At 66.1% G+C, this 25,202-nt stretch carries 24 protein-coding genes, 1 tRNA gene and 4 pseudogenes; 11 read left to right on the top strand and 18 right to left on the bottom strand.

The genetic code is table 11. The features are described 5' to 3' along the window. Positions 1–209: 209 nt before the first annotated feature. Positions 210–506, top strand: coding sequence for a hypothetical protein (locus ACFVJ3_RS46665; RefSeq protein ID WP_378458538.1), 297 nt, complete (start codon positions 210–212; stop codon positions 504–506). A 17-nt stretch (positions 507–523) separates the two neighbouring features. On the opposite strand, the pseudogene ACFVJ3_RS46660 reads toward ACFVJ3_RS46665, so the two are convergent. Then, positions 524–619, bottom strand: a pseudogene (locus tag ACFVJ3_RS46660) (DUF2510 domain-containing protein); the annotation flags it as partial. A 391-nt stretch (positions 620–1,010) separates the two neighbouring features. Between ACFVJ3_RS46660 and ACFVJ3_RS46655 the strand changes: the two are divergent. From ACFVJ3_RS46655 to ACFVJ3_RS46645, 3 genes are all read left to right on the top strand, one after another. After that, positions 1,011–1,373: a hypothetical protein gene (locus tag ACFVJ3_RS46655; RefSeq protein ID WP_378458537.1), complete on the top strand. Its 363-nt coding sequence runs from the start codon at positions 1,011–1,013 to the stop codon at positions 1,371–1,373. A gap of 317 nt (positions 1,374–1,690) precedes the next feature. Next, positions 1,691–2,278 (top strand): hypothetical protein, encoded by a 588-nt coding sequence (locus tag ACFVJ3_RS46650; RefSeq protein ID WP_378458536.1) that lies wholly within the window; start codon positions 1,691–1,693, stop codon positions 2,276–2,278. A gap of 238 nt (positions 2,279–2,516) precedes the next feature. Beyond that, positions 2,517–3,620, top strand: a complete 1,104-nt coding sequence (locus ACFVJ3_RS46645) for a hypothetical protein (RefSeq protein ID WP_378458535.1) — start codon at positions 2,517–2,519, stop codon at positions 3,618–3,620. Between the two features lie 1,327 nt (positions 3,621–4,947). Here ACFVJ3_RS46645 and ACFVJ3_RS46640 read toward each other — a convergent pair. Both ACFVJ3_RS46640 and ACFVJ3_RS46635 read right to left on the bottom strand, forming a co-directional pair. Beyond that, positions 4,948–5,106: a hypothetical protein gene (locus ACFVJ3_RS46640; RefSeq protein ID WP_378458534.1), complete on the bottom strand. Its 159-nt coding sequence runs from the start codon at positions 5,104–5,106 to the stop codon at positions 4,948–4,950. 66 nt (positions 5,107–5,172) lie between these two features. Further along, complete coding sequence (locus ACFVJ3_RS46635; RefSeq protein ID WP_378458533.1) at positions 5,173–5,343, bottom strand: hypothetical protein; 171 nt, start codon at positions 5,341–5,343, stop codon at positions 5,173–5,175. Positions 5,344–5,645: 302 nt separating this feature from the next. Between ACFVJ3_RS46635 and ACFVJ3_RS46630 the strand changes: the two genes are divergently transcribed. Both ACFVJ3_RS46630 and ACFVJ3_RS46625 read left to right on the top strand, forming a co-directional pair. Further along, positions 5,646–6,389 (top strand): helix-turn-helix domain-containing protein, encoded by a 744-nt coding sequence (locus ACFVJ3_RS46630; RefSeq protein ID WP_378458532.1) that lies wholly within the window; start codon positions 5,646–5,648, stop codon positions 6,387–6,389. Then, positions 6,383–7,087 carry an RES family NAD+ phosphorylase gene (locus ACFVJ3_RS46625; protein ID WP_378458531.1) on the top strand — a complete coding sequence of 235 codons (705 nt, stop codon included), beginning with the start codon at positions 6,383–6,385 and terminating at the stop codon, positions 7,085–7,087. The genes ACFVJ3_RS46630 and ACFVJ3_RS46625 overlap by 7 nt, the downstream gene beginning before the upstream one ends. On the opposite strand, the gene ACFVJ3_RS46620 is transcribed toward ACFVJ3_RS46625, so the two are convergent. After that, complete coding sequence (locus tag ACFVJ3_RS46620; RefSeq protein WP_378458530.1) at positions 7,084–7,359, bottom strand: hypothetical protein; 276 nt, start codon at positions 7,357–7,359, stop codon at positions 7,084–7,086. The genes ACFVJ3_RS46625 and ACFVJ3_RS46620 overlap by 4 nt on opposite strands. Positions 7,360–7,401: 42 nt before the next feature. Between ACFVJ3_RS46620 and ACFVJ3_RS46615 the strand changes: the two genes are divergently transcribed. Then, the gene (locus ACFVJ3_RS46615; RefSeq protein WP_378458529.1) at positions 7,402–7,809 is read left to right on the top strand and encodes a YciI family protein; all 408 of its coding nucleotides are present in this window, start codon (positions 7,402–7,404) and stop codon (positions 7,807–7,809) included. A gap of 110 nt (positions 7,810–7,919) precedes the next feature. On the opposite strand, the gene ACFVJ3_RS46610 is transcribed toward ACFVJ3_RS46615, so the two are convergent. The 4 genes from ACFVJ3_RS46610 to ACFVJ3_RS46595 form a co-directional block, all read right to left on the bottom strand. Then, entirely contained in the window at positions 7,920–8,702 is a 783-nt protein-coding gene (locus ACFVJ3_RS46610) for a hypothetical protein (RefSeq protein WP_378458528.1), read from the bottom strand. 247 nt (positions 8,703–8,949) lie between these two features. Further along, positions 8,950–10,101: a histone-like nucleoid-structuring protein Lsr2 gene (locus tag ACFVJ3_RS46605; RefSeq protein WP_378458527.1), complete on the bottom strand. Its 1,152-nt coding sequence runs from the start codon at positions 10,099–10,101 to the stop codon at positions 8,950–8,952. Positions 10,102–10,633: 532 nt separating this feature from the next. After that, positions 10,634–11,296: an RES family NAD+ phosphorylase gene (locus ACFVJ3_RS46600; protein WP_378458526.1), complete on the bottom strand. Its 663-nt coding sequence runs from the start codon at positions 11,294–11,296 to the stop codon at positions 10,634–10,636. A gap of 5 nt (positions 11,297–11,301) precedes the next feature. Further along, the gene (locus ACFVJ3_RS46595) at positions 11,302–12,324 is read right to left on the bottom strand and encodes a hypothetical protein (protein ID WP_378458525.1); all 1,023 of its coding nucleotides are present in this window, start codon (positions 12,322–12,324) and stop codon (positions 11,302–11,304) included. A gap of 774 nt (positions 12,325–13,098) precedes the next feature. Here ACFVJ3_RS46595 and ACFVJ3_RS46590 point away from each other — a divergent pair. Next, positions 13,099–13,437, top strand: coding sequence for a WhiB family transcriptional regulator (locus ACFVJ3_RS46590; protein WP_378458524.1), 339 nt, complete (start codon positions 13,099–13,101; stop codon positions 13,435–13,437). A gap of 13 nt (positions 13,438–13,450) precedes the next feature. Further along, positions 13,451–13,741, top strand: coding sequence for a DUF4193 domain-containing protein (locus ACFVJ3_RS46585; protein WP_378458523.1), 291 nt, complete (start codon positions 13,451–13,453; stop codon positions 13,739–13,741). Positions 13,742–13,873: 132 nt separating this feature from the next. Here the strand turns inward: ACFVJ3_RS46585 and ACFVJ3_RS46580 are convergent. The 3 genes and pseudogenes from ACFVJ3_RS46580 to ACFVJ3_RS46570 all read right to left on the bottom strand — a co-directional run bounded on the left by ACFVJ3_RS46580 (position 13,874) and on the right by ACFVJ3_RS46570 (position 14,928). Further along, a tRNA-Ile gene (locus ACFVJ3_RS46580) sits at positions 13,874–13,947 on the bottom strand. A gap of 82 nt (positions 13,948–14,029) precedes the next feature. Further along, positions 14,030–14,376: pseudogene (locus ACFVJ3_RS46575) on the bottom strand (hypothetical protein). Positions 14,377–14,616: 240 nt separating this feature from the next. Next, positions 14,617–14,928 carry a hypothetical protein gene (locus tag ACFVJ3_RS46570; protein WP_378458522.1) on the bottom strand — a complete coding sequence of 104 codons (312 nt, stop codon included), beginning with the start codon at positions 14,926–14,928 and terminating at the stop codon, positions 14,617–14,619. 334 nt (positions 14,929–15,262) lie between these two features. Here ACFVJ3_RS46570 and ACFVJ3_RS46565 point away from each other — a divergent pair, with 334 nt between their 5' ends. Next, positions 15,263–15,499 carry a hypothetical protein gene (locus tag ACFVJ3_RS46565; protein WP_378458521.1) on the top strand — a complete coding sequence of 79 codons (237 nt, stop codon included), beginning with the start codon at positions 15,263–15,265 and terminating at the stop codon, positions 15,497–15,499. A gap of 109 nt (positions 15,500–15,608) precedes the next feature. Here ACFVJ3_RS46565 and ACFVJ3_RS46560 read toward each other — a convergent pair whose 3' ends face one another. The 7 genes and pseudogenes from ACFVJ3_RS46560 to ACFVJ3_RS46530 all read right to left on the bottom strand — a co-directional run bounded on the left by ACFVJ3_RS46560 (position 15,609) and on the right by ACFVJ3_RS46530 (position 24,317). Next, positions 15,609–16,508, bottom strand: a complete 900-nt coding sequence (locus tag ACFVJ3_RS46560; protein ID WP_378458520.1) for an alpha/beta fold hydrolase — start codon at positions 16,506–16,508, stop codon at positions 15,609–15,611. A gap of 136 nt (positions 16,509–16,644) precedes the next feature. After that, positions 16,645–17,289 (bottom strand): TetR/AcrR family transcriptional regulator, encoded by a 645-nt coding sequence (locus ACFVJ3_RS46555; protein WP_378458519.1) that lies wholly within the window; start codon positions 17,287–17,289, stop codon positions 16,645–16,647. After that, positions 17,286–18,761, bottom strand: a complete 1,476-nt coding sequence (locus tag ACFVJ3_RS46550; protein WP_378458518.1) for an MFS transporter — start codon at positions 18,759–18,761, stop codon at positions 17,286–17,288. The genes ACFVJ3_RS46555 and ACFVJ3_RS46550 overlap by 4 nt, the downstream gene beginning before the upstream one ends. A gap of 1,352 nt (positions 18,762–20,113) precedes the next feature. Then, a pseudogene (locus ACFVJ3_RS46545) lies at positions 20,114–20,371 on the bottom strand (response regulator transcription factor); the annotation flags it as partial. A 13-nt stretch (positions 20,372–20,384) separates the two neighbouring features. Continuing rightward, positions 20,385–21,103: pseudogene (locus ACFVJ3_RS46540) on the bottom strand (IS5 family transposase). Positions 21,104–21,566: 463 nt separating this feature from the next. After that, on the bottom strand, positions 21,567–23,825 hold the full coding sequence (katG, locus tag ACFVJ3_RS46535) for a catalase/peroxidase HPI (protein ID WP_378458517.1): 2,259 nt from the start codon (positions 23,823–23,825) through the stop codon (positions 21,567–21,569). A gap of 60 nt (positions 23,826–23,885) precedes the next feature. Beyond that, positions 23,886–24,317: a Fur family transcriptional regulator gene (locus ACFVJ3_RS46530; protein ID WP_378458516.1), complete on the bottom strand. Its 432-nt coding sequence runs from the start codon at positions 24,315–24,317 to the stop codon at positions 23,886–23,888. A 673-nt stretch (positions 24,318–24,990) separates the two neighbouring features. On the opposite strand from ACFVJ3_RS46530, the gene ACFVJ3_RS46525 reads away from it, so the two are divergent. Next, positions 24,991–25,202, top strand: a 212-nt coding sequence (locus ACFVJ3_RS46525) for a hypothetical protein (protein WP_378458515.1), incomplete at its 3' end; no start/stop codon positions are given.

Below are 25,202 nucleotides of genomic sequence, written 5' to 3'. Positions count from 1 at the left end.
GGCATGCATAGCCCGGACAGTTTCGAGAGGTCGCTACAGGTGGCAATCGCCTGAAATCATGTAACCCCCGTGTCCACCGTTCGGGGGAAACCTCAGAGGACGCCGGCGGGGTGTACGCGGGCGGCGGTGGCACGTACGCCGGTGTGGTCACCACCGGTGGCGGGACGTAGGCCGGGGTCGTGGCAGGTGGCGGGATGTAGGCCGACGTCGTGGTCGCCGCTACCGGTGTCGTCGTCGGGGCTGCCGGGGCAAGAGCCACCGACGACGTCGCCGACGCAGCCCCAGAGGTCGAGTTCGAGGTCGAGGTGGACGTCGTCACCCGGGCCGTGGTGGTCGCCGCGGTCGTGCTGGTCGCGACGACACCAGCCGGCGCCGGTTTTGCCTGCTCAGTGTTGTTGGTGAACGCCCCGACCGCGATCACACCCACAATGGCCGCACCGGCCACCCACGGCCACTTCTTCCGCTTCGTCCCGCTGCCGGTCGGCCCCTGGAGCACCGTCGTCTGATCGCCTGTCGGGACGCGGGGCTGGGTGTGCCCGGTCCACTGCGCACCGTCCCAGTAGCGCAGCGAGTTCTGCGGATCCTCCGGATCGGGCTGCCAGGACGCGGGAGTTGTCATAGGGGCATTGATAGCAGACGAACCGGACACCTACAGCACCGGCGCTAACCATGTCATTCGACCGAACGACACTGCCACCGAGAGAGATTGAGTCTCACACTTGGTGTGGATCGCGGACTGCGAGAGGGATGCAGCCGCGCCGCGCCACCGATACGCTGAAGGGCACTCAGCAGTGAGATTCTCAGCTCTCCCGTTGAGGGGCCGTTCGCCGGCAGCGCACCTGGGGTGTGGGATCCGACGTCAACGCCCCATCTGCTGCATGCTCACCCTGCCCCGGCCGACGACTGTATACCAGGTGAATGACATTGGAGGGGTGAAGTATTCGCCGATCGACGAGCCATACGCGGGACCTGGTATGAGTACGCAGGACACATACACCTGAGGAGATCCCATGAAGACCCCCGTCACACTCGTTCTCGCACTGTTCGCGGCCGCGCTGCTGCTGTTCCAGCCCGCCGCAACACCCTCAGCCAACGCGCAGCCCCACATCAACGCGCCCACGTCAACGCAGCAGAGCGCTGACAGACCCGCTGCAACCGTGTCCGCACTACCCGCAACAGATGTGGCGCTGCCGCCCGGCGACATCGTAGAACTGCGAACCGGTGTCGGCGCAGCGATCGGCGGCGTGCTCGGCGGTATCGCTGGGCTCCCCTTCTTCGTCGTCGGTGCGGTACCGGGCGCGATCATCGGCGCGGTCATCGGGGGCGTTATCGGCTACGCATCGCACGGAATCGCGACGACCTACGCGGGCTGACACCCAATCCAGCCCCGGGCTGACCGTCGCCCTCGCCGTCGTTGGTTCGGCCACCTCGTCTGGTGTGCGAAGCCACCAGAGGCGAAGTGCGTTCGGGCCCGGCCTGGTGAGGTCGTGTGGTCTGGAGAACTGTTCGGCCGGGATCCCATTCGGGAAGGGGCGAACAGGCGGAAATGCGGTCCGCCGCGTTCCCGACCACCGCGTCGCACCGGCCTGCCAGATTGCGCGACCTTCCCTTCTACCTCGGGCGTCGTCCTCACCGGTCGATCCCGCCGTGACATTCACTGACGTTGTCATGTGGACCCTTCAGGAGCCCAATGCCCACCACCGGAAAGCCTTACCCTTCGGCCTCCGAGAGGAACTTTCGCGAACTCGAGTCCCTGCCCGAACACGACGATGCCGTGGCAATCCTGCGCGAGTACCTCGACACCGCCATCCCGAACGCAGCGGCGACGCAGCAGGAAGCGTGGGCGGTCAGTTGCCTGCCGACCACCAACAGGACCGCCGAGAGCCGCCGGTTGTTCACGGTCAACGTCGGTGCCATCGAGACCTACTACCTGTGCCGGGTGGAGGACGAAGACGGGCCGCTCCTGAGCGGCACAGTATTCGTCACGCAATCGATCCTGGAGAAGGCTGCCGGGCGTCCCGTGGCGTTACTGCAGGACCAGTACGACGCCCTATTGTTCGAGACGCCGGTTCACCGAGCCGCCGGTGGTGATGCCGTCGCCGTCAGTTGGATCGACTACGACATCAGCCTCGACCAGTTCGCCGAACTGCCGCTGGACGCCGCCGCCAGGGACCTCGCGGACCGACTCGCCGCGGCGGGACCGTGCAACTACGCCCGCTACCACAATCCGTGGCTGGCGCAGGCCGCCCTTTCCCTCACACCGGACCTCGCTTCGTGACCCATACCGACCCCACCCAGCCTGGGGACCCTGGTGGTCTCGGGCGCCCGCCGCTCGAAGATGCATCACCCCATGACAAATGTATATCGCGTGAATGACACAGGTGCACCGTCCTTCTCGGCCACCCGCGCCCGGACTGCCTGTCAGCACACCCAGCGGTGACCACGTGACGCCGAGGAAGTAGCGTCACGCTGATCCAGGCCGGCGATCGGGCGGACGAGAAACTCGAGGGGGACCCATGACGGCGTATCGGCTCCGGCCCACGGCCACACGGACGCTCGTGCGCGTGGCCTTGTGCGCGACCGTCGGCACCACCGCGACCGTGCTCTGCACGCCCACAGCCTGGACGGCTCCGACCGACACCTATGCGGTCACGGCCACGATCCCGGTCAACGGGCTGGCAGAAGGAATCGCCATCTCCCCGGACGGTACCCGGGCCTACGTCACCCACGGCGACGACGGCGCGCCCGGGCAGCTGTCAGTCATCGACACCGCCACCAAAACCGTCCGCAACACCCTCGCGGTCGGAAGCTTCCCCGTCGGCGTCACCGTCTCCCCCACCGGCCAGACCGTGTACGCCGGCAGCAACGGCGACGACACCGTCTCCGTCATCGACACAACCACTTTCGCCGTCACCGCAACGATCCCCGTCGGCGACGGCCCACTCGGTGTCACCGTCACCCCCGACGGGACCAAGGTTCTCGTCGCCAGCCAGTTCGACGGCCACCTCACGATCATCGACACGGCCACCAATACCGTGAGCAACACCCTCGCACTGGGAGGAACGACAATGTTCCTCGCCGTCTCCCCCGACAGTCGAACCGCCTACGTCACCGACAGTTCCGGCAACGCGATCGACGTCGTCGACATCGCCACCGGCACGGTGGCGGCCAGAATTCCTGCCTCCGGATCACCGCTTGATATCGACATCACCGACAACGGTCGCACGCTGTATGTCACCGGGATGGACGGGTTCACCGCTGGTTCGGTGTCCGTCATCGACATCGCAACCCGCGCTGTCACCGCGACCATTCCGGTTGCGGCAGCCGCCAGCGGCATCGACGTCGCACCCGACGGACACACCGCCTACATCGCCCACAGCACCCCCACCAACGCAGTTACCTTCATCGACACCGCCACCCTAACCGTCACCGCTACCGTCCCCATCACCGAGAACGGCCAACTCATCGCCGTCACACCCAACAGCGCCGACGCCTATGTCACCAGCCAATACGACACCGTCTCCGTCGTCTCCAAAACATCGACGCCCACCGACCCGCCGACCACCACACCACCCACCCCGCCCGGCACCGGGTCACTCGGAACCATCTTCGGGAGCTGACCCGCGCCGAGTCCCCGACAGGGACCCTCCATCCAACCCTCCTCACTGGATCCGGCAACGACTGCATTGCCAACCTGAGGTACTCCGGCGCCGCGCGGGAAGCATCGGTTCGCGGCGTGGGTCTCGATACCGTCGTGCGGCCACCCGCGGAGACTCGAATCGACCGAAATCCGCGAAGACAATCGGGCACCGCCCGAAGTGCCTCGCCCAACCCAGGGGCGAACAGACCGGCCCCTCCCGGGAGGCCGCATCCCGGCGACCCTGCGAGCGGCAACCCAGTCAGCACATTCGACGTCATTGGCGCGCCGCACCGTCGCACACCCTCGGGTCGCGAACTCGCGGCCATGTCCTCGAAACCGCTGCGAGCCAATACAAATACCCCGTTGGTGGTTGTAGCCCGCGAGATAGGGCACCCTCGCCGGCGAGAGCCGACGGGGTACAGCACGGTTGCACCGATACGAGACCCGCCGGGCCGCGTCTGTTCCTGCATCAATACCTGCTACTGAGGTGACGGCGCCTACTGGTCACCTCCACCAATCCCGCCTGCGATGCGGAACAACGATGTCGTCGAAAGCCGTAGTGTCGTCGGCTTCCCACCGGCGACAGCCCTCCGCGAGGATGCGCCCGGTACGGCGACGCTCACGACGGAGATCACTAGCATGACCCCCACCGTCATGACACAGCGAACACGAGCAAATCCCGGTGCCCGTGTACGCGAAAACCCAGAAGCACCTCGTCGCGGACAACCAGCCCCGACCTCCCTGAAACCGGTCAGGGAGGTCGCAGACGTCATGGCAGTCGGCGTGCCACGGTTCAACAGAAAGTTCGCCACTACGAAGACGAACCCAAACAGGAGAATGTGCATCGGTACGGGACAAAGCGGTGCCTTCCAGCGCTCATGCGCCCCGGCCCGCTACCCCCGAATGAGGACGGACCGGGGCGGCGATAGGAGCACCGCATCCCTCGCCCGCCGAAGCGGGCGTCGCCATCCACCAGAACTCATACCGCCCATTCTGACACCCACCTACGACAGACCCAAGCAGGCCGAACCCACCCGCCATCGCGGCTCAGCACCAGCAGCCTCCGCCTCAGGCTGCACCCAATCCATGTGGGGCATGCCGGGTGTTGTTGCGGCGCCGATGGGGATCATCGTCTCCGCGATCGCCCGTTCCCCATGTTCGCGTACCTGTGAACTTCCAACACGGCCAACGCATTTCCGGCCGAAATCCGGGCTACCCATACCACCCACCACCGTCCCCGGCCCACAAGTGAACTGCATCGCGACCGCCACAGATCTGGTGCTCCATCGCCTCAGCCACGTCCGATCTCACGGTGATCGTTCGACACTGTTCAGCTCATCGAGAACCTCATCAACCGCGGTCGTCGGGATGCGGAAGTCTTCACCCTCCGACACGCGGAGACAGTCGCGTACGTGGGCGAGCATGGCGAGTTCACGCTCGAGGTCTGCTGCGGTTCGATCACCCACCGTCTCATCCTGCCCTGAAGTGTGCGGACATCAGAGCGAGCCGCTCGACACACACGAGAGGCACCGTCAGTGCGGTGCAGCATCCTGGTCACGGGGCGGGACTTGGCGTTCGAGCAACTCCGCCAGCTCCTCGATGGTGACCTCCACGGTGCCGAACAGGGGATCACCCTCCATGGCAGCGCGAGCGACAGCCCGACCGAGACGTTCGGTGAGGTCGGCATACAGCGGATCCGTCATGTGCCAAGTCTGCTGTACACCCCACCACCGCGCTCATCCGTGCGCGACGTGTCCAGCAGGGATGACACGCACTCTGCGGATCTCATCGGATCGAATACAAGACACGTGCTGGTGAAGTGACCTCCCCATGGTCAGCTGCCTAGCCTTCCCATGGACAGCTGCCAGGCTGTCCTTCCTGCACGGCTGCGGCGCCGGCAACGTCCAGCCGGAACCCCGGCATTCACTTGGTGCCCGTCCTCCAACGTGTCCGCACTTCCCGCATATCCCGCATTACCCGTACAATGGAGCCCAGGAGGTACACCATGCCCGGGACACGACGACACACCCCGCACACCACCCCCTATGTGCGGGCACCACGCCACCTCGCCGGTCGCCGCCACCGCGCCGGCGGCTGGAAGGTGACCGTCGCCGAGGACGGCGGGGGTGCCGCGTGGTCGCGGGTCACCGAACTGACCATCACCACCCCGGCACCGCGGTCACCGGCCCGGATCGTCCAGACGAAGGTGGAGGCCCTCGAGATCGCCGCGCAGATCCTGCGGGAAGAGCAGTCCGGCCCGAACACCCCCACCGGTCCTTTGCCGGTGCCTGCGCCCGCCCGTCACCTCGCGAGCGTCCCCGACGACGAATGGGGACCAGCACCGACCCCCGCGCGGACCGTCACCCTGGAGGAGGAGAACCTGCAGTTGCAGGTCGATCAGCGGCGCGAGCAACTCGCCGCCTCGTTCACCCGCACCCAGGTCGCGGACATCCTCGGCGTCTCCAGGCAGACGGTGTCCGACATGGCCGCCGACGGGCGGCTCATCGGGCTCAAGGACGGGCGGGAGTGGCGGTTCCCGACCTGGCAGTTCACCCCCGACCGGGCCGACCCGGTCCTGCCCGACCTCGACCGCCTCACCCGCGCGTTCCCCGGCGGTGAAGTCAGCCTCTCGCGGTGGATGACCCGCCCCAACACCACCTTCGCCGGCCGCACCCCCGCCCAGGAAATGGCCCGCGACAGCGACCACGTCATCACCGTCGCGACCGGCCTGACCGCCGCCGGATGGTAAAGCCCCTCCCCGCCCCGAGGCGGCCCCTGCCGTCGGCGGATCACCGCTGGACCTGGACACCCACCGACCCCACCACGACGGCGTGGTTTCGGATCTATCACCGGGATCGGTTCACCCCGAACGGTGTCACCTTCCGCCGGTTCGGGCCACTGGCCCGCTTCGACCACCACACCCCCACCCCACCCGCCATAGACCCGGACGGGCGTGCGGTGCTGTATTTGGCCGTGGACCTCGCCACCAGCGCCTGCGAGGTATTCGGTGAGGCCGGGGTCGCCGCCCTGTGCCCGCACTGGCGGATCACCCAAGTCCGGCCGGCCCGCGACATCGTCACCTACGACCTCACCACCCCCGGGGCGGCACTGGCGATCGGGGCGCTGCCCGCCCTCGCCGCCGGCAACGAACACCGCGGCCTCACCCAACAAAGGGCGAGGGCGATCTACGAAGACCAACCGGCCGCAACGAAAGTCGACGGCATCCGCTACCGCACCGCCTACAACGACGACCACGCCCTCGCCCTCTGGGACTGCGACAACGCCATCACCGTCGCCCACGACCGCACCGGGCAACTATTGGACCTCCCCCTGACCCACCCCCACATCCACCCGCGGCTCCTCGCCGCCCTCATCCCCCGGCACATCACGGTCACCCACACCGACGAAACCCACTGCCCCAACTGCCAACGCGCCGCCGCGCCCTAACCACGGGCAACGACGCCACCCGGAGCACCGCCACGACGGCGCACGCCGGTCGACGGGCGTGCGGCGAGCTCCGTGACCGCGGCGAGGCGGCGCGAGGTCGCGGTCGTCGCAGATGCCCGCGTCGGCGCAACGTCGTGCCCCGAGGTGCCGATCTCGATGAGATCGGGGGTTTGACGGGGTTGCTCTGTGTGTTGGGCGGCGTCGAATACGAGTCCCTCGAGAAGTTCCTTGGCGGCGATGTCGAGAATCCGTCCGCGGCTCCGTCCCTGCACTGAACGCGACCACAATGGGGCGCACCACCGAGGAGAGACACCATGGCCAAGTACCTGCTGCTCAAGCACTACCGCGGCGCCCCGACCCCGGTCAACGACGTCCCGATGGACCAGTGGAGCCCGGAGGAAATTTCCGCCCACATCCAGTACATGCAGGACTTCGCCGACCGACTCGAACGCACCGGTGAGTTCGTCGACGGGCAAGCGCTCTCCCCCGACGGACTGTTCGTCCGCTACGACGGCGAAGGCCGCGCACCGGTCACCGACGGCCCCTTCCCCGAGACCAAGGACCTCATCGCCGGCTGGATGATCATCGACGTCCACACTCACCAGCGGGCACTCGAACTGGCCGGCGAGCTGTCGGCCGCCCCCGGAGCCGGCGGGAAACCCATCCACGAATGGCGCGAGGTACGCCCGTTCCTGACCGAACCGCCCACCATCACCGAATAACCCCTAAAGGCGAACGAGGCACGCCCCGGCTCGACATGGGTGCTCGCGTCCCTCGGCCGGCGCGGAGACGACCTCGGCGGGCGGTCGAGGACGCGAGGAGTCGGCAGCGGTCACCCGGTGCCGGTACCTGCGGCCGGAGCCGGGACCCGGGTCAGCACCCGAGCCAACGCCACGGTGGCCGTCAGCACGGCGGCCACCACCGTGACGACGCACACGAACGTCGCAGGGACGGTGGAATACCCGAACAGCCCAGCGGCGCCCACACCCGCGGCCGTCGCCGCCAACGCACCCACCGGGAGCAACACCGCCAGCATCCGCACGGTTCCCGCGCGCCGACCATCGGCCGCCGCGGCCGTCGCCGCCAACGCACCCACCGGGAGCAACACCGCCAGCATCCGCACGGTTCCCGCGCGCCGACCATCGGCCGCCGCGGCCAACACCCACCACACAGCAAGCAGTGCGCACCCGTAGGCCAGCACCGCGCTGCCGGCGTAGAGCACCAGCACCACAGCCCATTCCACCGCGATGCCCACGGTGGCCGTGAACACGACATACAGCAACACCAGCATCGGCGACAACCCCAGGGCGATACCGCCGAGGGCTGCGGCGACTGTCCGGCCGAGCAGGAAAGTGCGCCGACGGCGGCGTTCGTCCGCACTCGCCGCGTCCCGCACCACCCGCCACCCGGACAGCCACAGCACCACCCCGCAACCGGCCCCGGCCACCGCGGCGCCGACGAGCACAATCACCGACACAATCGATGGATCAGTCCACGCCGGCTGGAACGACGTCACCACCGTGTACGGCCGCGCGGGAATCGCGACGAGCACCACCACCGCCACCAGCCCGACGACCAAGCCCACAACCCCGAAGATCCCGCTCTGTCTCCCCACCCGCCTATCGTGTCACCGAAAGATGCTCAAAATGGCGGCAACCGCGACCACCGGCGGTTCCCGACGTATATGAGGCTTTCGCGATCCACTCCGCGCGGGAATCGTCAAATCAGGCACGCCCGGATACCTCACACCCCTCCCCGGCACCGCTGCCCGGACAACCACCCACCGCCGAGGATTCTGATCCCCACAGGGTCATAGCCTTCGCGGCAGATGGTCACGCTGTGCATCAGGACAATGTCGCAACTCACGCGACCGGCATCGCGGCCTGAGCATCATGGAAGGCTCGCTCGATCTCGACCGAAATCCGGCCGCGGGAGGACACCTCATGGCCCGCCCCGATCGCCCACTCACGAATCTCCCTCGAAGACTTCTTCGCCGGAGCCTTGCTCACCACTGCCCTCTTTACCGGCGCGTTCGCCACGACCAACTTCTTCACGGCCGTTTTCTCCGAAGTTTGCTTCGCCGTGACTGTCTTCTTCCCGGACTTCTTCGTCGAGGCGGTCGTCGTCGCGACTGTCTTCTTCGCCGGAGCCTTACTCGCCGCTACTCTCTTGACGGGAGCCGCCGCCGCAGTCGTGTTCTTGGCAGCTGTCTTCTTCGCGGCCGTTTTCTTTACCGGCGCCGGTTTGACCTGCGCCTTCTTCGCCTGAGCGTCGTGGAAGGCCTGCTCGATCTCGGCCGGAATCCTTCCGCGGGAGGACACCTCGCGGCCGTCCGCGATCGCCCACGCACGAATCTCCTTGGTCGTCGACTTCGCCGGGGCTTTACTCTCCACTGCCTTTTTCACCGGAACCTTCGCCGCGACCTGCTTCTTCACGGCCGCCTTCCCGGTCGGCTTCTCCGCAGCCGCCTTCGCCGTGCCCATCTTTTTCCCCGCCGGAGCTTTGCTCGCCGCTGTCGCCTTGACCAGATCTGCCGCGGCGGTCTTCTTCGCGGCTACCTTCTTCGCCGCCGTCTTCTTTGCCGGCGCCGCTTTGACCTGAGTCTTCTTCGCCTGAGCGTCGTCGAAGGCCTGCTCGATCCCGGCCGGAATCCTCCCGCGGGAAGACACCTCCAAACCCTCCCCGATCGCCCACTCGCGAATCTCCTTGGTCGTTTTCTGCGCTGGAGCCTCGCTCGCCGACGCAGCCTTCGCCGGGGCTTTTTCCCCGAGCACCTTCTTTACGGTCTTCTTCTTCACCGCTGTCGTCTCCGCGATTGCCTTCTTCGAGTTCTTCTTCACCGGCTCCGGTTCAGCCTGAGCCCTTTTCGCCTGCGCGTCATGGAAGGCTTGCTCGATCTCGACCGAAATCCGGCCGCGGGAAGACACCTCCAAACCCTCCCCGATCGCCCACTCACGAATTTCTTTGGTCGTCTTTTTCGCCGAACCTGCAGAACCCCTCGGTGATACCGCCATATTGTCTCCCTATTCGCCGGGCAATCGTCGACGCACACAGTAGCGGCATTCGGCCCTCTCACCGCCAGCGGATAAAATACGGCGTCCGATCACGCGCGGGCCGCGTTGATTTCCGAGGACCCGTGCCTCACCCTTGTCGTCCATCAGGACCATACAGAGCACCGTCTGTCGGCGGTGCCCAACGACTGCTGGACCACTGCGACCAACCCGGCCTGGCGTTTTTCCTTCAGTCGGGGAGAGTATACGAACTCGGTTTCCTTGCAATCGGTTCCGCTGATGGGCAGTGAACACGGGGGTACCTCCGCACATGCACCGAAGGCCTCGAGACTGCCATGACGCGAAACGCAGTCCAGCACAAAATAACGGTGGGAAGGTGTTCGAGCCCACTATCACGGCCGCGAGGAGACCGAGAGAGACCCCACACCGGAGACCTCACTCTCCCAACGAGTTCCGATCCCAACGCGGGTTGCGGACGCTGCGTCATGGGCGCGGGGTGCGCGTCCAACGTGCGTGACCGTTCTCGAGGACGGGGCTACGGAACTCGGGCGCTGCCCGCCCCCACGTATCTCAGGTGGTGGACCTCGTCGAGGACCTTGACCACCTCGGCGAAGGCACCCGGGTCGGTCAGCACGTCATTGGATTCGGCGATGGGAAGTGCGGCCGAGTCGAGGGCTCCGCGGTCGAGCAGCATCAGGGCGAGTTCGGCGGGGTTGTTTCGGCAGCGGTAGATCACCCCGTCGGTGTGCGGGTCGGCGCCCAGGATCTGATGGCAGGTGGTGCGGGACCAGGTGTAGGCGCCACGGTCACAGCCGACCAGGGTCCCGGACAGGTTCAGCGATCGGAGGTCGCCGTCCAGGAGGGAGGCCACGGTGACATCGCGGCCGAGGACCATCCGGGTGTGCGTCTTGCCGGCGAGCCGTGTGCGGCGCACGATCCCCGACCGGGGGATGGGGATGTCGCGGAGGATGCCTTCCGCGACAGCTCCGGCGAGAGACAAGGCGACGTACAGGTAGCCGCCGTGGGAGTCGTCGATCGGCTCGAACCGCCCCTGCAACGGGTCACCGAGTGCACGGATGCCTTTGGCATTGAACGAGTTCGGTGGGTACGGGGATCCGGTACCGGAGATCCGGTGCAGTGTGGTGCCGGCGGGGATCACCCGGGTCTGCGGGGGCCGGCCGTTGTAGCGCTCGGTCACCGGTGTCAGTCCATGCCCATCTGCTCGGCCGCCACCATCAGCTCCACCTCGGCCTCGGTCAGCGTGTGCGCGGCAAGGCGGTCCACCGGCCGCTGGTCACCGATCAGTGGGTTTTCGGTGAACCACCAGTCCAGGGTTCCCCACGGGTCGAGGTCGCATTCCATGAGCCGGTTCGCGTGCTCGGCGACGGGGCGGATTTGTTTGCGCTCGCGGTCGAACTGGAACAGCGGATACCGGTACTGGTTGCCGACCTTCAGGCCGAGGAGTTGATGAGCTTTCCGTTTGGCGTTGGCCAGGGCACGGTTCACGTTGCCTGATGGGGAGAGGATCTCCGAGACTTCGGTCGAGGAGATCGTGTCGCTTGAGAGTGACAGCGGGGACGGGTAGGTGAGGTTGCCGGTCGCGGTCTCCAATTCGACCTGTCCATGCGGATCGGTCTCCGCTGTGAGGGTCGGGGCCGGATCGGCGAGACCCCGTTCGGTGCGCGGCGCCCGGTCACCCGCGCCGCCCTCGGTGAGGGCGGCGCGGGTGGCACGGGGCAGCCGCTGCAGGTGGATGGTGACCACGTCGGTGTCGCTGGTGTCGAACAGCGCCCGCATCACCACAGCGCCGGTGTCGGCGAGATCGGCGGCGTCCAGGGCGGTGCGGAACGCGTCGGTGAGCCAATCCAGCGCCAGCCCCGTCGCCCGGAGATCGAACCGGAGCTCGAAGTCGATCTCGATGCCGCCGGCCGGGCGCCGCGACGCACCCTCGAACGAGGACACCACACGGGTGATCTCCCGCTGCCACTCCTGCGCACTCCTCGGGTGCTCCCGAACCTGCGTCCCGCCCGCCCGGCCACCGGCGATCCGCGGCTCCACCGCGACGCGATTACCACGTACAGGCTGGGACGAGCCGTGCAGGGAACGACCGGCGGCGCCACCGGTGCGGCCGGGCCACCGGCTCGCGGCAGTAAACCCGAATCGGCCCGCGCCGCGATTCACGACCCGATTCCGGGTGCGACCTGCGTTGCCGTCTTCTTTGCTCATGATGACCCGCTCCACCCGAGTACTACGTTTCTTACGATATAGACAAGTGTAAGTATCGTAAGACCGTGTGTCCAGGTGCGCGCGCTCCACGTGCCAGTCACCGGCGATTCCCACGAGCGGAACGTCTGTCGGAGCGACGGGGTACGACGTCCCGTTGCCGACCCGGACAGGCACCGTTGGAGAGGAGCCGAAGTGCACACCACGCCACTCAGGGGAACAGCTGAATCCTCCGGACGAGGTGGATCCGGCGCCTGCCGGTCGTCGGCGACGCCGGCGAACGAGACGGTGGATGTGACGCCAGTTACTTTCGAGCGATACCCTTCGGTATCATTCGCCGTGTCGCTACCATCAATTGCACACCGTTCACCACCTCGTCAGAGGTGACCGAGTGTGAATCATCCGGGTTCATCCCGGTCCCCCCGATGTCGAGCCCAGGCATCACCGCACCGACACGCCCTGCGGCCGCGGCGTCGAACCGATCACAGCCCCGGACTCTGGCCTGTCACTGCCGCCACCCGACTGCCAGCTCCCGGGCACCGGAAGTACACCGCGATGTGCCGAAACATTATGTCGCACAACATTTTCGGAATGCCATGTGCTGACACACTACAGTCCAACCCGGTTACCAATAAGGTCCTGCCCACCCCCAGCGCCCCGACATCGATTTGCCTGGCACACATCCCCGGCCACACGCCCAGGCCCGCCACACCCGCGCGCCCGCCCTGACCGACGGATCGGCTCACCGCTCCCCTTTCGAAAGCGACTCCTCCCGCTGTGCCTGATCATTTCCACCACTCCCTCGACCGGGACTGGCAGCACCGCGCCTTATGCCGCGGCACCGATACCGACCTGTTCTTCTCCCCCGATGGTGAACGCGGCAACGTCCGTGCCCGGCGTGAGCGCGCCGCCAAACAGATCTGCCAAGACTGTCCCGTGCTCGACGACTGCCGCGCTTACGCCCTCACCGCCACCGAGTCTTATGGCATCTGGGGTGGCATGTCCGAGACCGAGCGCGCCCGCCACGCCCGGCGCACCCGCCGCCCGGCCCGACCCCGCGAATGTGTCGCCTCAACGGACCCTCTAACCTGGCGGATCCGAACACCCAGAGCGTGAAAGTAGAACAGCCATGGCCACCGACTACGACGCACCACGAGTCACCGAATCCGACGAGCCGGACACCTCCCTCGAACAGCTGACCGCCAGCCGGAAAGACACCCAGTCCCCCGTCGTCGACGTCGAAGACACCGACACCGCCGAATCCTTCGAACTGCCCGGCGCCGACCTGTCCGGTGAAGAACTCACCGTCCGCGTCATCCCCAAGCAGGCGGACGAATTTACCTGCACCAGTTGCTTCCTGGTCCACCACCGCAGCCGCCTCGCCGACACTGCGCTGCTGATCTGCCGGGACTGCGCCTGAGAATGTCGGATCATCCGAGGACCCGGACACCTCAAGGCTGAGCGGCGTCCGCCACTGTCACTGCATCGCACACACCTGCCCCGCCGGAGCGACCGCCGGCCATCGCCCCTCCACTGGTTCCCGACGGCGCGGTGGGGCGGGCGGGGCTCGAACCCGCGACCAATGGATTATGAGTCCACGGCTCTAACCGACTGAGCTACCGCCCCATCACCGCACTACCCCACTCTCGCGGGACCTGGCGATGATATCTCCACACTGCTGTCCGTCCCGCTCGCGGCGGGGCAGTGTTCATGCGCGGCCGAAGAGCTGCCGCACGCCACCGTCCTCATCGACCGCATACAGCGCCATCCCCAACAGATCGAGAATCCGTTGAGGCGCCCGCACCGCCGCGTCCACCGATCCAGGCTCGTCCCGCACGACCAACGCAAACGACACCGACTGATCCGCCTCGCTCGGCATCCGCCTCACCAGCTGCCCGATCGCGGTATCGACATCCAACCCCGGAGCGGCGGTCGCACCCTTGACCTCGGCGTAGAGCAGGTGGTCGTCCTTCTCGGCAACGATGTCGACAACCCCGTATCGGTCACCACCGTCCAGCCCTGAGATGACAACCACCGCGCGAAGTCCCGGGCCACGCGAGCCTCATCACCTCTCATACCCGACACCGTAAGCCAGAAGCCCCAGTTCCGAACAACACCACAGCGCAAAACACGTCAGGCGCGGCTCAGGCATACCCGACAGATCATGCGGTGAGATCGAAGTACCCCCTCCGGGACCTCATCCACGTCATTCATGTAATCGGCTGACTGCTAGCGCAATTCGTGTGCACGATGTTCGACGCCGACCAGAACCGGCCACGAAGCGGCTGCCGCCGATCATTCTCCCCGGTGTCGGCCGGGCGTCCGCACGGCCAAATCCCGGTCCGGGCTCGCGGCGGAGCGGTAGGAACCCGGATCGATCGTCAGGTCCTCGGTGTCGGCAAAAACCAGCCGCCCGTCGTCGAGCGCGACCGCCCACCGATGCACCGGCGCCCACTCGTGCCCGCCGCCACCCGGGTCGGTCACCGCCGCATAATCCTCGACCACCTCACCGGTAAGATCGGCCCCGGCGCTCCTGCGGACCAGCACCCGGACACCGACCGTCAACTCCGGGCCACCGACCGGCCGGCTGCCACTGTTTCGGTCCATGCTGATGCACCTCTTCGCTCGGTGAAACTCCCGAAATCGAGCATAAGCACCACCCGGCCCGGTACGCGAGGCGACCTGCACGAACACCATCCGAGATCGAACAGCCCCGGAGCAGTCGACTGCCACGTTGCCGCCGGCGGACACTCAGATGCGCCCAGCACACAACCGACTCGCTGCATTCGCGCGACAGCAACCGGCTGGGCCCCGCCAACCGGTTGTGCGAACGCGGCGACCTCGTCGGATACGAACTCTGTGCCGCTACATGCACGACCGTCACCGTCTCCCGCCTGTGTTCCTCTGTCGACGGCAACGAGATTGCTGAGCAGCATGGTTCGTGGTTGCCCGCAGTGCGATCTCCCTGGGCGCGTTGTCTGTTGCGTCGTTCTGGGTGGTCGGACTCGGCTTCCTCCTGGGAGTGGCCGCGGTGGTCTGCGGCGCCATCACCACCTCGCGGTCCGCGGTGGTCGATGACGAGGCGGCATCGTTGCGGGCCCTACTGGGCGTCGTTGCCGGCGCCGCGGGGATCACCGTCGCCGCGATCTCCCTGTTCCCCGTGCTGGCGCACCTGTGAATCCCCACCATGGCCGCTGCGTTTGCGGTCGCTCCAGATTGACCCGAATCATTCTTTGGCAGTCAACATCCGATGGCTGGAGGACAAATTCCGATGGCATCGATCGGCGTCAGTGACGCGATGCGGCGACGTCTTCGTCGAGGAATTCCTTCAATCCCCCACTGAAGACATCGTTGTCGTCGCCGGCAACCATATGACCGGCCCCCGCGACATCGATCAGTGTGGCGGTCGGAATCAGCTCGAGCAGTTCCTTGGCGCCTTCTTCACTGACCACGTGGGATTGCTTGCCACGGACGAGCATCGTCGGAACGCTGATTGCTGCGGCGGCGTGCCGGGCGCGTTCGTAGCGCACGATCGAGTCGGCTTGGCGAGTGGGTTCGTCACCCTGGCGTAGGAACGCCGGATCCCAATGCCAATACCAGCGGCCATCACGCAGGCGAAGGTTCTTTCGCAACCCGTGCGGGTTGGGCTTGCGGACACGGTTCGGGGTGTACGCCGCGATCGCCGCTGCCGCATCGTCGAGGCTTTCGAAACCGTCGAGGCCGCTGCGCATGAAGTCCATGATTTCCGCGGTGCCGGCCGTTTCCACCTTCGGCGCGATATCGACCAGAACCAGACCGCGGGCGAGCTCCGGGTTCTCCCCTTGCCCGATCAACGACGTCATCCCGCCCATCGAGGCACCGACGAGTACCGGATTCTCCCCCAGTTCGCCGATGATCGAGGTCAGGTCGGCGACCAGCGCATCGATGCCGTAGTCCCCGTCCGGCGCCCACTCACTGTCTCCATGCCCACGTGCGTCCAGCGCGATCGCGGACCAACCGTCCGCCGCGAGGCTGCGCCCGGTGTTCCGCCAGGAATGCCGGGTCTGCCCGCCGCCGTGCAACAACAGGACCAAGCCCTTCCTGTCGGCACCTGATCCGCCGGCAATCTGTGCCGGTGGGTCCCACCGGTCGGCGGCAAGGGTGACACCGGCACCACGGAATTCGGGCTGTGTGACTACGGGATTCATCAAGCTTCCTCACCAACATTTGTCGAGTCGAGCATCTTCCACCATGCGCACCACGGGGTGAACAGTGATTCACCTCGCATTCGTTGCGACAAAAGATTTCGCCAAGCACCCCGGCCGGGAACGGACGCAAAGGCCGTTATCGAGTATCGAGCAGTTCCTTGATGTGCGCGACGTGCTCGGAGTTCATCGGCGGCACTCCGAGCGTCTCTGCGCCGGGCCGCAATCCCGCGATCATCACGGCCAGGATTCTCCGCCACCCGATGTCGGTGACGCCGCGGGTCGTCGCGACGACACCGCGTAGTGACCACAGAACCAACTCCAGGTCCGCGTCCGTGGCATCCTCGCGGATGCGGCCGTGCCGCTTGGCCTGCGCCAGCAACTCGACCAGGATCTGGCGATATTCATTCCTGAGAACGGTGGTCTCGTCGTCGTTCCACATACGCGACAGGCATCCGCGGTTCGACGCCAGGATGGCACCGCTACCGTAAAGCAACTGCTCCAGCCCCTCGCCCACCGGCGCGGAACGCGCATCCCGGGCCAGGGCCACAAAGTCCTCGAGCACCTGGCGAACCAGTTCACTGATCAACGCATCCTTGGTGGGGAACCGGCGGTAGAGGGTGCCGACGCCGACGCCGGCAACCCGGGCGATCTCGTCGACACCCACATCGAGGCCGCGCGCACTGAACACGGTCGCCGCCGCATCGAGGAGCCGTTGTCGATTCTCCGCGGCGTCGCGGCGCAGCGCCTTGCCACTCTCGTGAACGCTCACATCGGACCTCATTCGGATTCGTCGCCCACCAGCGTGCCTCCCGCGACCATCGCGAGCTCCGGGTGTCGCAGCCCGGGCGACTGCTCGAGATTTGTGCTCGTGTCCCGCTTCATTGCCGGGATGAACAGGGCCGCGACGGCGCCGAGACCAACCGCGACACCCAGCATGATGAAGCCGTGGGTGTAGCCGGATTCCTGCGGCACCCCCGACGAGGACGCCCCGGCAGTGACAACGGTGGCCATGCAGGCCGCCCCCAGCGCGCCGCCGATCGTGCGGATGTTCGCGTTCATGCCGCTCGCGACACCGGTCTGTTCCGGTGGCACCGCGGCGACGACAACATTCGACATCGCCGAGAAAGCCAGGCCGAAACCGATCCCGACCAACGACATCGCGAGGTAGATGTCCATCTCGGTCTCGTGCCGAAGCGCCACCACGAAGTACCCGACCGCACTGACGATCGACCCGGCGATCAGCAGGTTTGTCGAACCCAGTCGCGCCGCCAGGCGGCCGGAGGCGAGTCCGAGCGCGAACATGCCCACGCTCACCGGCAGCAGCATCAGACCCGACTCGGTGACCGACGCACCGAAGCCGTATCCGGCCGACGCGGGTGTCTGCAGAAATTGCGGCAGGAAGCCGAACGCGGCGTACATGCCGACCCCCATCAGCAACGCCAACAGGTTGGCGGCCCACACGCTGCGGATCCGCATCATCGTCATGTCGATCAGCGGGTTGGCCGACCGCGATTCCACCGTCACCCAGGCCGCCACGAGGACTGCGGCAGCCACCAGCAGCCCGATGACGATCGGAGAACCCCACCCCCACGCAGGCGCCTGACTCACCCCGAGCAACAACGCGACCAGCCACCCGGACAGCAACAGGGCGGTGAGCCAGTTGATCTTCCCGGCAGTGCGAACACGGGATTCCGGGACCAGGATCTGCGCGGCCAACCCCGCCAGCACGACCATGATCAGCGGAATCCAGAACAGCCAGTGGTAACCCAGCACGCTCACGATGGGTCCGGCAAGGACGATGCCGAGACCGGCACCGACAGCGGTGAGCGCAGCGATCATGCCAACCGCTCCCACCACCTTCTCCTCCGGGAACTCGTCACGGATGATCCCGAACGCCAGCGGCAGCACCCCGCCGCCGATCCCCTGGATCACCCGAGCCGCGATCATCACCGACAGGGACGTGGCCAGGGCTGCCAGCACAGACCCCACCGCCAGCGCAACGAGGGCCACCACGAACACGCGCTTCTTGCCGTGCATATCGCCGAGTCGTCCCATCACCGGAGTGAAAATCGACGCCGATAACAGGTAGGCAGTCAACACCCACGTGATATCCGCCTGTGTCGTACCCAGCGCCGACTCGAGGGTGGGCAGCACCGGCATCACCAGTGACTGCAGCAAGGCAAAGGCACCGACACCAACAGTCAGAACCGCAAACGTCAGCTGATAATGCGCCCGCCGTGAAGCGGTTTCCATAGATTCTCCCTACAACCGGAGCGCTCACTCCGTATACAGGGAAAACTTAGCAGCCCTAATCGAAATCCGCCTACTCCGAGCGCGGCGTCACATAGGCGCTGCATCGTCTGCGTGACGCCTATTTCCGCGGAGTTACACGTTTCGCAACGAGGGTCGACGACTTGACCCCAGCAGGCGTGGTCCCCGCGATCTGAGTCCCAACGAGTCACGTCGCAGATACGCGCAATGAGCGAGCATCGCTGCGCGCTAACCCCGGCAGGCCCCTCAATGCCGCTGCATTCCCAGAGAATTAACGCATCCATCCCTTCGGGGTTCTGCAAGTAGCCGAGACTGCATCTCCCGAGACGGTAAGCCAGAAGCCCCAGTTCCGAACAACACCCACATGCAAGAGCCGTCAGGCGCGGCTCAGGCATACCCGACAGATCGTGCGGTGAGATCGACGTACCCCCTTCAGGACCTCCTCCACATCATTCATGTAATCGACTGACTAGTAGAGCAATTCGTGTGCACGATGTTTGACGCCGCCCAGAAGCGGCCACGAAGCGGCGGCCGCCGATCATTCTCCCCGGTGACGGCCCGGCGTCCGCACAGCCGAATCCCGGTCCAGGTTCGGGTCACCTACCGGCCGGCTGCCACTGTTTCGGGCCATGTCGATGCACCTCTTCGCTCGGCGGAACTCCCGAGATTGAGCATAAGCACCACCCGACCCGACCTGCACGAACACCATCCGCGATCGAGAACGCCACCGGAGCGCTCGGCTGCCATCGTAAGGTCCGCGGCCCCACCCTCAGATGCGCCCAACACACGAGCGACGTGCTGCACTCGTGCGGCAGCAACCGGCGCAACCGCGTCAGCCGGTTGCGTGAACGCGGTGACATCGGCGAATACCAGCTCGGTGGCCGCTCCCTGTACCCCCCGTTTCCCAGTCGAGCGGCGACCGCGCGTGTGCAGCGACCGATCGCGGGCCAAGAACGACATGACGCTGCCCACGGACTCGGCCACCGCCACGCGCTGCAACAACGCCGCGTGATGGCCCGGGCCCTGCTTGAGAGGGCCGGCGCCGGCAACCCGTCCCTGTCGCCGAACGCGGACATCAGCGGCGCTCCCCAAACGGCCAGCCACTGCCACTACGCAACAAACTCGACGAACTCGCTCAGCACCAGCGCCGCAAGGCCAGCGAACTCATATGCAGTCGTGGCGGCGTCGGCCGGGTCACTTCGTCGGCGATATTGTGGCGAGCCATTCTTCGAGTCCGAGGCCGAGGACGCGAGCCGTGGTGAGAGCTTCGACGATGGCCGCGGACATGCCCTGTATCGGCCATCCCCCCACGAGCCTAGCTTTTGGTCACGAGCTCAAGAATTCCCCCTGCGTGTTGCGACGACCCATGCCGCGACCTGTGCTCGTGAAGTGAATCCCAACTTCGTAAGAAGGTCTTCGACATGCCCTCGAGCGGTGCGAAGGGAAACCACCAAGCGAGCAGCGATCTCCTTATTCGTCAGGCCCTCAGCGATCAGATCAGCAACCTCCAGCTCACGCTTTGTCAGATGCGCGGCGGGACCGCCAGGGATCGACTCCGGCGGATGAAGTTGCTCACCCAAGGCATAAGAAAGTGTTTTGAAAGTGTCAAGCCGCGCGGGTCGACTGCCAGGGGCGTCGTCCGCGGGCGGGGGCGAGTCGTCGGGTCATCAGTCCGATCATTGCCCATTTGATCATCGCCTCCGAGTGCGCGGGGAGGCGTTCGTAGTCGTGGTCGAGTCGACGGCAACGCACGATCCACGCCAGGGTCCGTTCGATGGCATCACTGTCTTCGCCCGGGACAACGCCAGGCGCCCGCCGTCGCGGTCTTGCACGCTCGCCGCGGTCACCAGCACGACCACCAACAGGCCCAGCGAGTCCGTGACCACGTGTCGCTTCCTGCCGTTGACCCGTTTCCCGCCGTCCCATCCGCGGGTGTCCGTGCCGACCGTGTCGGCGCCCTTGACCGCCTGCGCGTCGACCATCCCCGCCGACGCCATCGGATCCCGGCCGCTACGGTCACGGAGCTTCGCCCGCAGCGCGTCGTGGATGCGGTCGGTCACCCCGGACTCGTTCCATCGCTGGAAGTACCCGAAAACGGTCTGCCAGGGCGGGAAGTCGTGTGGGAGCTGCCGCCACGAGCAACCGGTGCGGTTGACGTAGAGGATCGCTTCCACGATCCGCCGTCGATCGTGGATCGCCGGGCGACCGCCCGGCAGCGCCATGGGCACCATCGGTGCGATCAACTCCCATTGGGAATTGGTCAGATCGGACGGATACGGCGTCGGCTTGCGACGTTTCCTGCGAGCAACCACGGCCCCAATCATGCCGCCACCGGCCGGTCTTCCGCGCCCGAATCGAGCACTTTCAAAACACTCTCTCAGAAAGCTCAACGCCATTGCCCTGCAAATGGGTGCAGTCCAAACTTCCATAGGAATGTCAACTACGGGTTGCAGCGCGGAGGGGTTGCGCCCGGACCTGTGTCGAGAGCGCGCCCTACTCGGCGGGCCCACAACCGCCGAGCTGCCCCACCGCGGACACCCAGCTTCCGATCCGGAGTCGGCACTGTGCCCGGGTAGGTATAGGCACCTATCCACCCAATAGGTGAATTGAGCGAACGGGGCCGTCCGGCGGAGCTGGCGGACACTGCTGCAATCCGAGAAATTATGTTCCGCAGTACATTGCAAGCGGCATCGGATAGCGAGGTGCTACGGATGCATCCCGCGAGCGTGTGCTCACGGGATGCATCCATCAGCGGCAACCAGCATCACGCTGGTTGCCTTCTTGCACTCAGGCGATGTCGAACCGGTCGAGGTTCATCACCTTGTCCCACGCGGAGACGAAGTCCCGCACGAACTTCTGCTGTGCGTCGTCGGAGGCGTACACCTCCGCGAGAGCGCGCAGTTCGGAGTTCGACCCGAACACCAGGTCGACGCGGGTTCCGGTCCACTTCACCTCACCGGTGACGCGATCCCGACCCTCGTAGATCTCCGAGTCCGCGGACCTCGACGCCCAGGTCGTGCCGAGGTTGATCAGGTTCGCGAAGAAGTCGTTGGTCAGCGTCCCCGGCCTCGCGGTGAAGACGCCCTCTTCCGACCCGGTGTTGTAGTTCGCACCCAGCACCCGCAGGCCACCGACGAGAACCGTGAGTTCGGGTGCGCTCAGGTTCAGCAGGTTCGCCTTGTCGACCAACAGGAATTCCGCCGGCAGACGGTTGCCGTCGCCGAGGTAGTTGCGGAAACCGTCCGCTGCCGGTTCGAGCGCAGCGAACGAGTCCACATCGGTCTGCTCCTGCGTCGCGTCCGTGCGACCGGGCGTGAACGGCACCTCCACGTCGTAGCCGGCGTCCTTCGCGGCCTGCTCGACCGCCGCAGCGCCACCGAGCACGACCAGGTCGGCGAACGAGACCCGCTTGTTCCCGGTCTGGGCGGTGTTGAAGGACTCCTGAATGCCCTCCAGGGTCCGCACCACCTGGGCGAGTTCGGCCGGGTTGTTGACCTCCCAGCTCGCCTGCGGCTCGAGGCGAATCCGGCCGCCGTTGGCACCGCCCCGCTTGTCGCTGCCACGGAACGACGACGCCGACGCCCACGCGGTCGAAACCAGTTCGGCGACAGTCAGTCCGGATCCGAGGATCTGGCGCTTGAGCGACGCGATGTCACCGGCATCGATGAGCTCATGGTCGACCGCGGGGATGGGGTCCTGCCACAGCAGGGTCTCGCCGGGCACGAGCGGGCCGAGGTAGCGGCCGATCGGGCCCATGTCGCGGTGGGTCAGCTTGTACCAGGCCTTGGCGAATTCGTCCGCGAGCTCCTCGGGGTGGTCGAGCCAGCGACGGGTGATCTTCTCGTAGGCAGGGTCGATCCGCAGGGAGAGGTCCGTCGTCAGCATGGTGGGGGCGTGCCGCACCGAGGGGTCGAAGGCGTCGGGAACGGTGCCGGTACCGGCGCCGTCCTTTGCGATCCACTGGTTGGCGCCGGCGGGACTCTTGGACAGCTCCCATTCGTAGCCGTACAGGGTTTCCAGGAAGCTGTTGTCCCACGTGGTCGGGGTGGGTGTCCACGTCACCTCGAGGCCACTGGTGATGGCGTCCTTGCCCTTACCTGTGCCGAAGGAGCTTTTCCAGCCCAGGCCCTGTTCCTCGAGCGGTGCGGCTTCGGGCTCCGGGCCGACCAGGTCGGCGGGGCCGGCGCCGTGGGCTTTGCCGAAGGTGTGACCTCCGACTATCAGTGCAGCGGTTTCGACATCGTTCATCGCCATCCGGGCGAACGTCTCACGGATGTCCGTGGCCGCGACGAGCGGATCCGGGTTGCCGTTCGGGCCTTCGGGATTGACGTAGATCAGACCCATCTGGACCGCACCGAGCGGCTTTTCGAGGTTCCGGTCACCGGTATAACGCTCGTCGCCGAGCCAGGTGAGTTCCGGACCCCAGTAGACGTCTTCCTCGGGCTCCCACTGATCCACCCGGCCCGCGCCGAAGCCGAAAGTCTCGAAACCCATCGACTCGAGGGCGCAGTTGCCGGCGAAGACAATCAGGTCGGCCCACGAGATGGTCTTGCCGTACTTCTTCTTCACCGGCCACAGCAGGTGCCGTGCCTTGTCGAGGTTGGCGTTGTCGGGCCAGCTGTTCAGCGGCGCGAAGCGCTGCATCCCGGCGCCGGCACCACCGCGGCCGTCGGTAACGCGGTAGGTGCCCGCGGCGTGCCACGCCATCCGGACGAACAGCGGGCCGTAGTGGCCGTAGTCGGCGGGCCACCAGTCCTGCGAGGTCGTCATGACCTCCTCGATGTCCCGTTTCAGGGCCTCGAAGTCCAGATTCTCCAGTTCCCGGGTGTAGTCGAAGTCCTCGTCCATGGGGTTACGCACGGCGGGGTTCTTCTGCAGGATCTTCAAATTGAGCTGGTTCGGCCACCAGTCACGGTTACCGCCGCCCCGAGTCGGATGCTCGAGCCGACCGTGCGCGACGGGGCAGCCGCCGCTCTCCGCAGGTTCCGTTTGGGCCTCAGCGATGGGCGGGTGCTCTTCTGCGAGAGTCCGGGTGGTGTCAGACACGGCTTTCCTTCCAAAAGGGGATAATCAAGGGGATAAATCGGGCTGTCTTGCGTGGGGTGGCTACAAAATGTGCATTGCGAAGCAGTCGGCGCATAGGCCCCAGAAGATGATCTCCGCCTCGTCCACGGAGAATTCGTTGTCGTACGACGCGGTGACGCAGGGTGTTTCACCGGTGGTGCAGTCGACATCCGCGATCGTTCCGCAGGACCGGCAGACGGCATGGTGGTGGTTGTCACCGACTCGCGTCTCGTAGCGAGCCACCAAACCCGCCGGCTGGATCTTGCGCACCAAACCGGCAGCAGTCGCCGTGTGCAAAATGCCGTACACCGCCTGCTGAGACACACCGGGAAGCACTGCACGCACTTCTCCGAGGATCGTCTCCGTGTCGGCGTGCGGATGCGCGTGCACCGCCTCCAGCACTGCTACCCGAGGACGCGTCACGCGCAAGTCAGCGAGACGCAGCTGGTCGGCGTAATTCGTCGTCGAGGGCACGCGCACACTATGAGTCACTTTTCTGGAATTAGTCAAGATACTGGTCGAAGACGTCAGCACCGTTGGCGGCGCGGCAATTCAACTCACATCGCGGTCTTTCGTTCGTTTCGTGGGCAATGACATCGCTGAAGACGAGCCCCTGCCCGTACTTTCGCTAAATCGCACCCCAGCGCTGCGACCAGCAGTTCGCCTGGCCGAACGGCTCGCACGACCACACCCGAGAAGACCGCCGCTCAAATGCGGATGAGCGATTCGCCGAGACGGTCGAAGCGCCCTTAAAATGGCCCTCCGGCTGGATCCCGATCGCCAGAGCGGTGAAGAATGTGATCTACCCCACAGCCGATCCCGAGCGATTTTCATAGGTCCCTAACTGCCCGCGGTCATGGACTGCCGACCCAGCGCGATTGTCACGACCGAAATGGAGTGGCGTACCAGATGCGCACCCGAACCGGCAAGGACCGATCACGTGACCGTCGCACCGGCGCGGCTCGCCGACCGCGGACACCCCAATCCACGACTAACGCCGACCACCGCTTCGCCTCCCCACTCTGCGGACCGCTGGAAGAGGTGCACAATCCGGACACGCACCGAGCAGTCACGTGCACAGGCGACTACGGCTCGGGTTTCCCTTCTGGAGTTACCGCGCCGTCGTTGGACGACAGGACGGGATCGTATGCCACCCACGCCGAGGCCGCCGCCGCACAGTCTGACGTGGTGCCTGGGCCGGGTCATGCTCCACCGCGGCGACCCCGACATGACCGCGATCACCGCCGCCGATCTGTTCGCATTCGGGTCGACCCTCCAGGGCAACATCGAGCTCTTCCTGGAGTACGTCAAGGGAACCGTCGCGTTGGAGGAGATCGTTCTTCCCGCCGCCTCGATGGT

It is taken from the genome of Rhodococcus sp. NPDC127593 (assembly GCF_042671975.1).
Classification (GTDB): domain Bacteria; phylum Actinomycetota; class Actinomycetes; order Mycobacteriales; family Mycobacteriaceae; genus Rhodococcus_F.
Note: the sequence above shows the minus strand (reverse complement) of the source record. Positions and strands in the feature narration are given on the sequence as shown.

What these genes read in the sequence shown, in the direction of transcription:
- ACFVJ3_RS46655 (WP_378458537.1), top strand. Translation starts at nt 1,011, where the DNA reads ATGAAGACCCCCGTCACACTCGTTCTCGCACTGTTCGCGGCCGCGCTG.
- ACFVJ3_RS46650 (WP_378458536.1), top strand. Translation starts at nt 1,691, where the DNA reads ATGCCCACCACCGGAAAGCCTTACCCTTCGGCCTCCGAGAGGAACTTT.
- ACFVJ3_RS46645 (WP_378458535.1), top strand. Translation starts at nt 2,517, where the DNA reads ATGACGGCGTATCGGCTCCGGCCCACGGCCACACGGACGCTCGTGCGC.
- ACFVJ3_RS46635 (WP_378458533.1), bottom strand. Translation starts at nt 5,343, where the DNA reads ATGACGGATCCGCTGTATGCCGACCTCACCGAACGTCTCGGTCGGGCT.
- ACFVJ3_RS46630 (WP_378458532.1), top strand. Translation starts at nt 5,646, where the DNA reads ATGCCCGGGACACGACGACACACCCCGCACACCACCCCCTATGTGCGG.
- ACFVJ3_RS46625 (WP_378458531.1), top strand. Translation starts at nt 6,383, where the DNA reads ATGGTAAAGCCCCTCCCCGCCCCGAGGCGGCCCCTGCCGTCGGCGGAT.
- ACFVJ3_RS46615 (WP_378458529.1), top strand. Translation starts at nt 7,402, where the DNA reads ATGGCCAAGTACCTGCTGCTCAAGCACTACCGCGGCGCCCCGACCCCG.
- ACFVJ3_RS46605 (WP_378458527.1), bottom strand. Translation starts at nt 10,101, where the DNA reads ATGGCGGTATCACCGAGGGGTTCTGCAGGTTCGGCGAAAAAGACGACC.
- ACFVJ3_RS46595 (WP_378458525.1), bottom strand. Translation starts at nt 12,324, where the DNA reads ATGAGCAAAGAAGACGGCAACGCAGGTCGCACCCGGAATCGGGTCGTG.
- ACFVJ3_RS46585 (WP_378458523.1), top strand. Translation starts at nt 13,451, where the DNA reads ATGGCCACCGACTACGACGCACCACGAGTCACCGAATCCGACGAGCCG.
- ACFVJ3_RS46570 (WP_378458522.1), bottom strand. Translation starts at nt 14,928, where the DNA reads ATGGACCGAAACAGTGGCAGCCGGCCGGTCGGTGGCCCGGAGTTGACG.
- ACFVJ3_RS46560 (WP_378458520.1), bottom strand. Translation starts at nt 16,508, where the DNA reads ATGAATCCCGTAGTCACACAGCCCGAATTCCGTGGTGCCGGTGTCACC.
- ACFVJ3_RS46555 (WP_378458519.1), bottom strand. Translation starts at nt 17,289, where the DNA reads ATGAGGTCCGATGTGAGCGTTCACGAGAGTGGCAAGGCGCTGCGCCGC.
- ACFVJ3_RS46550 (WP_378458518.1), bottom strand. Translation starts at nt 18,761, where the DNA reads ATGGAAACCGCTTCACGGCGGGCGCATTATCAGCTGACGTTTGCGGTT.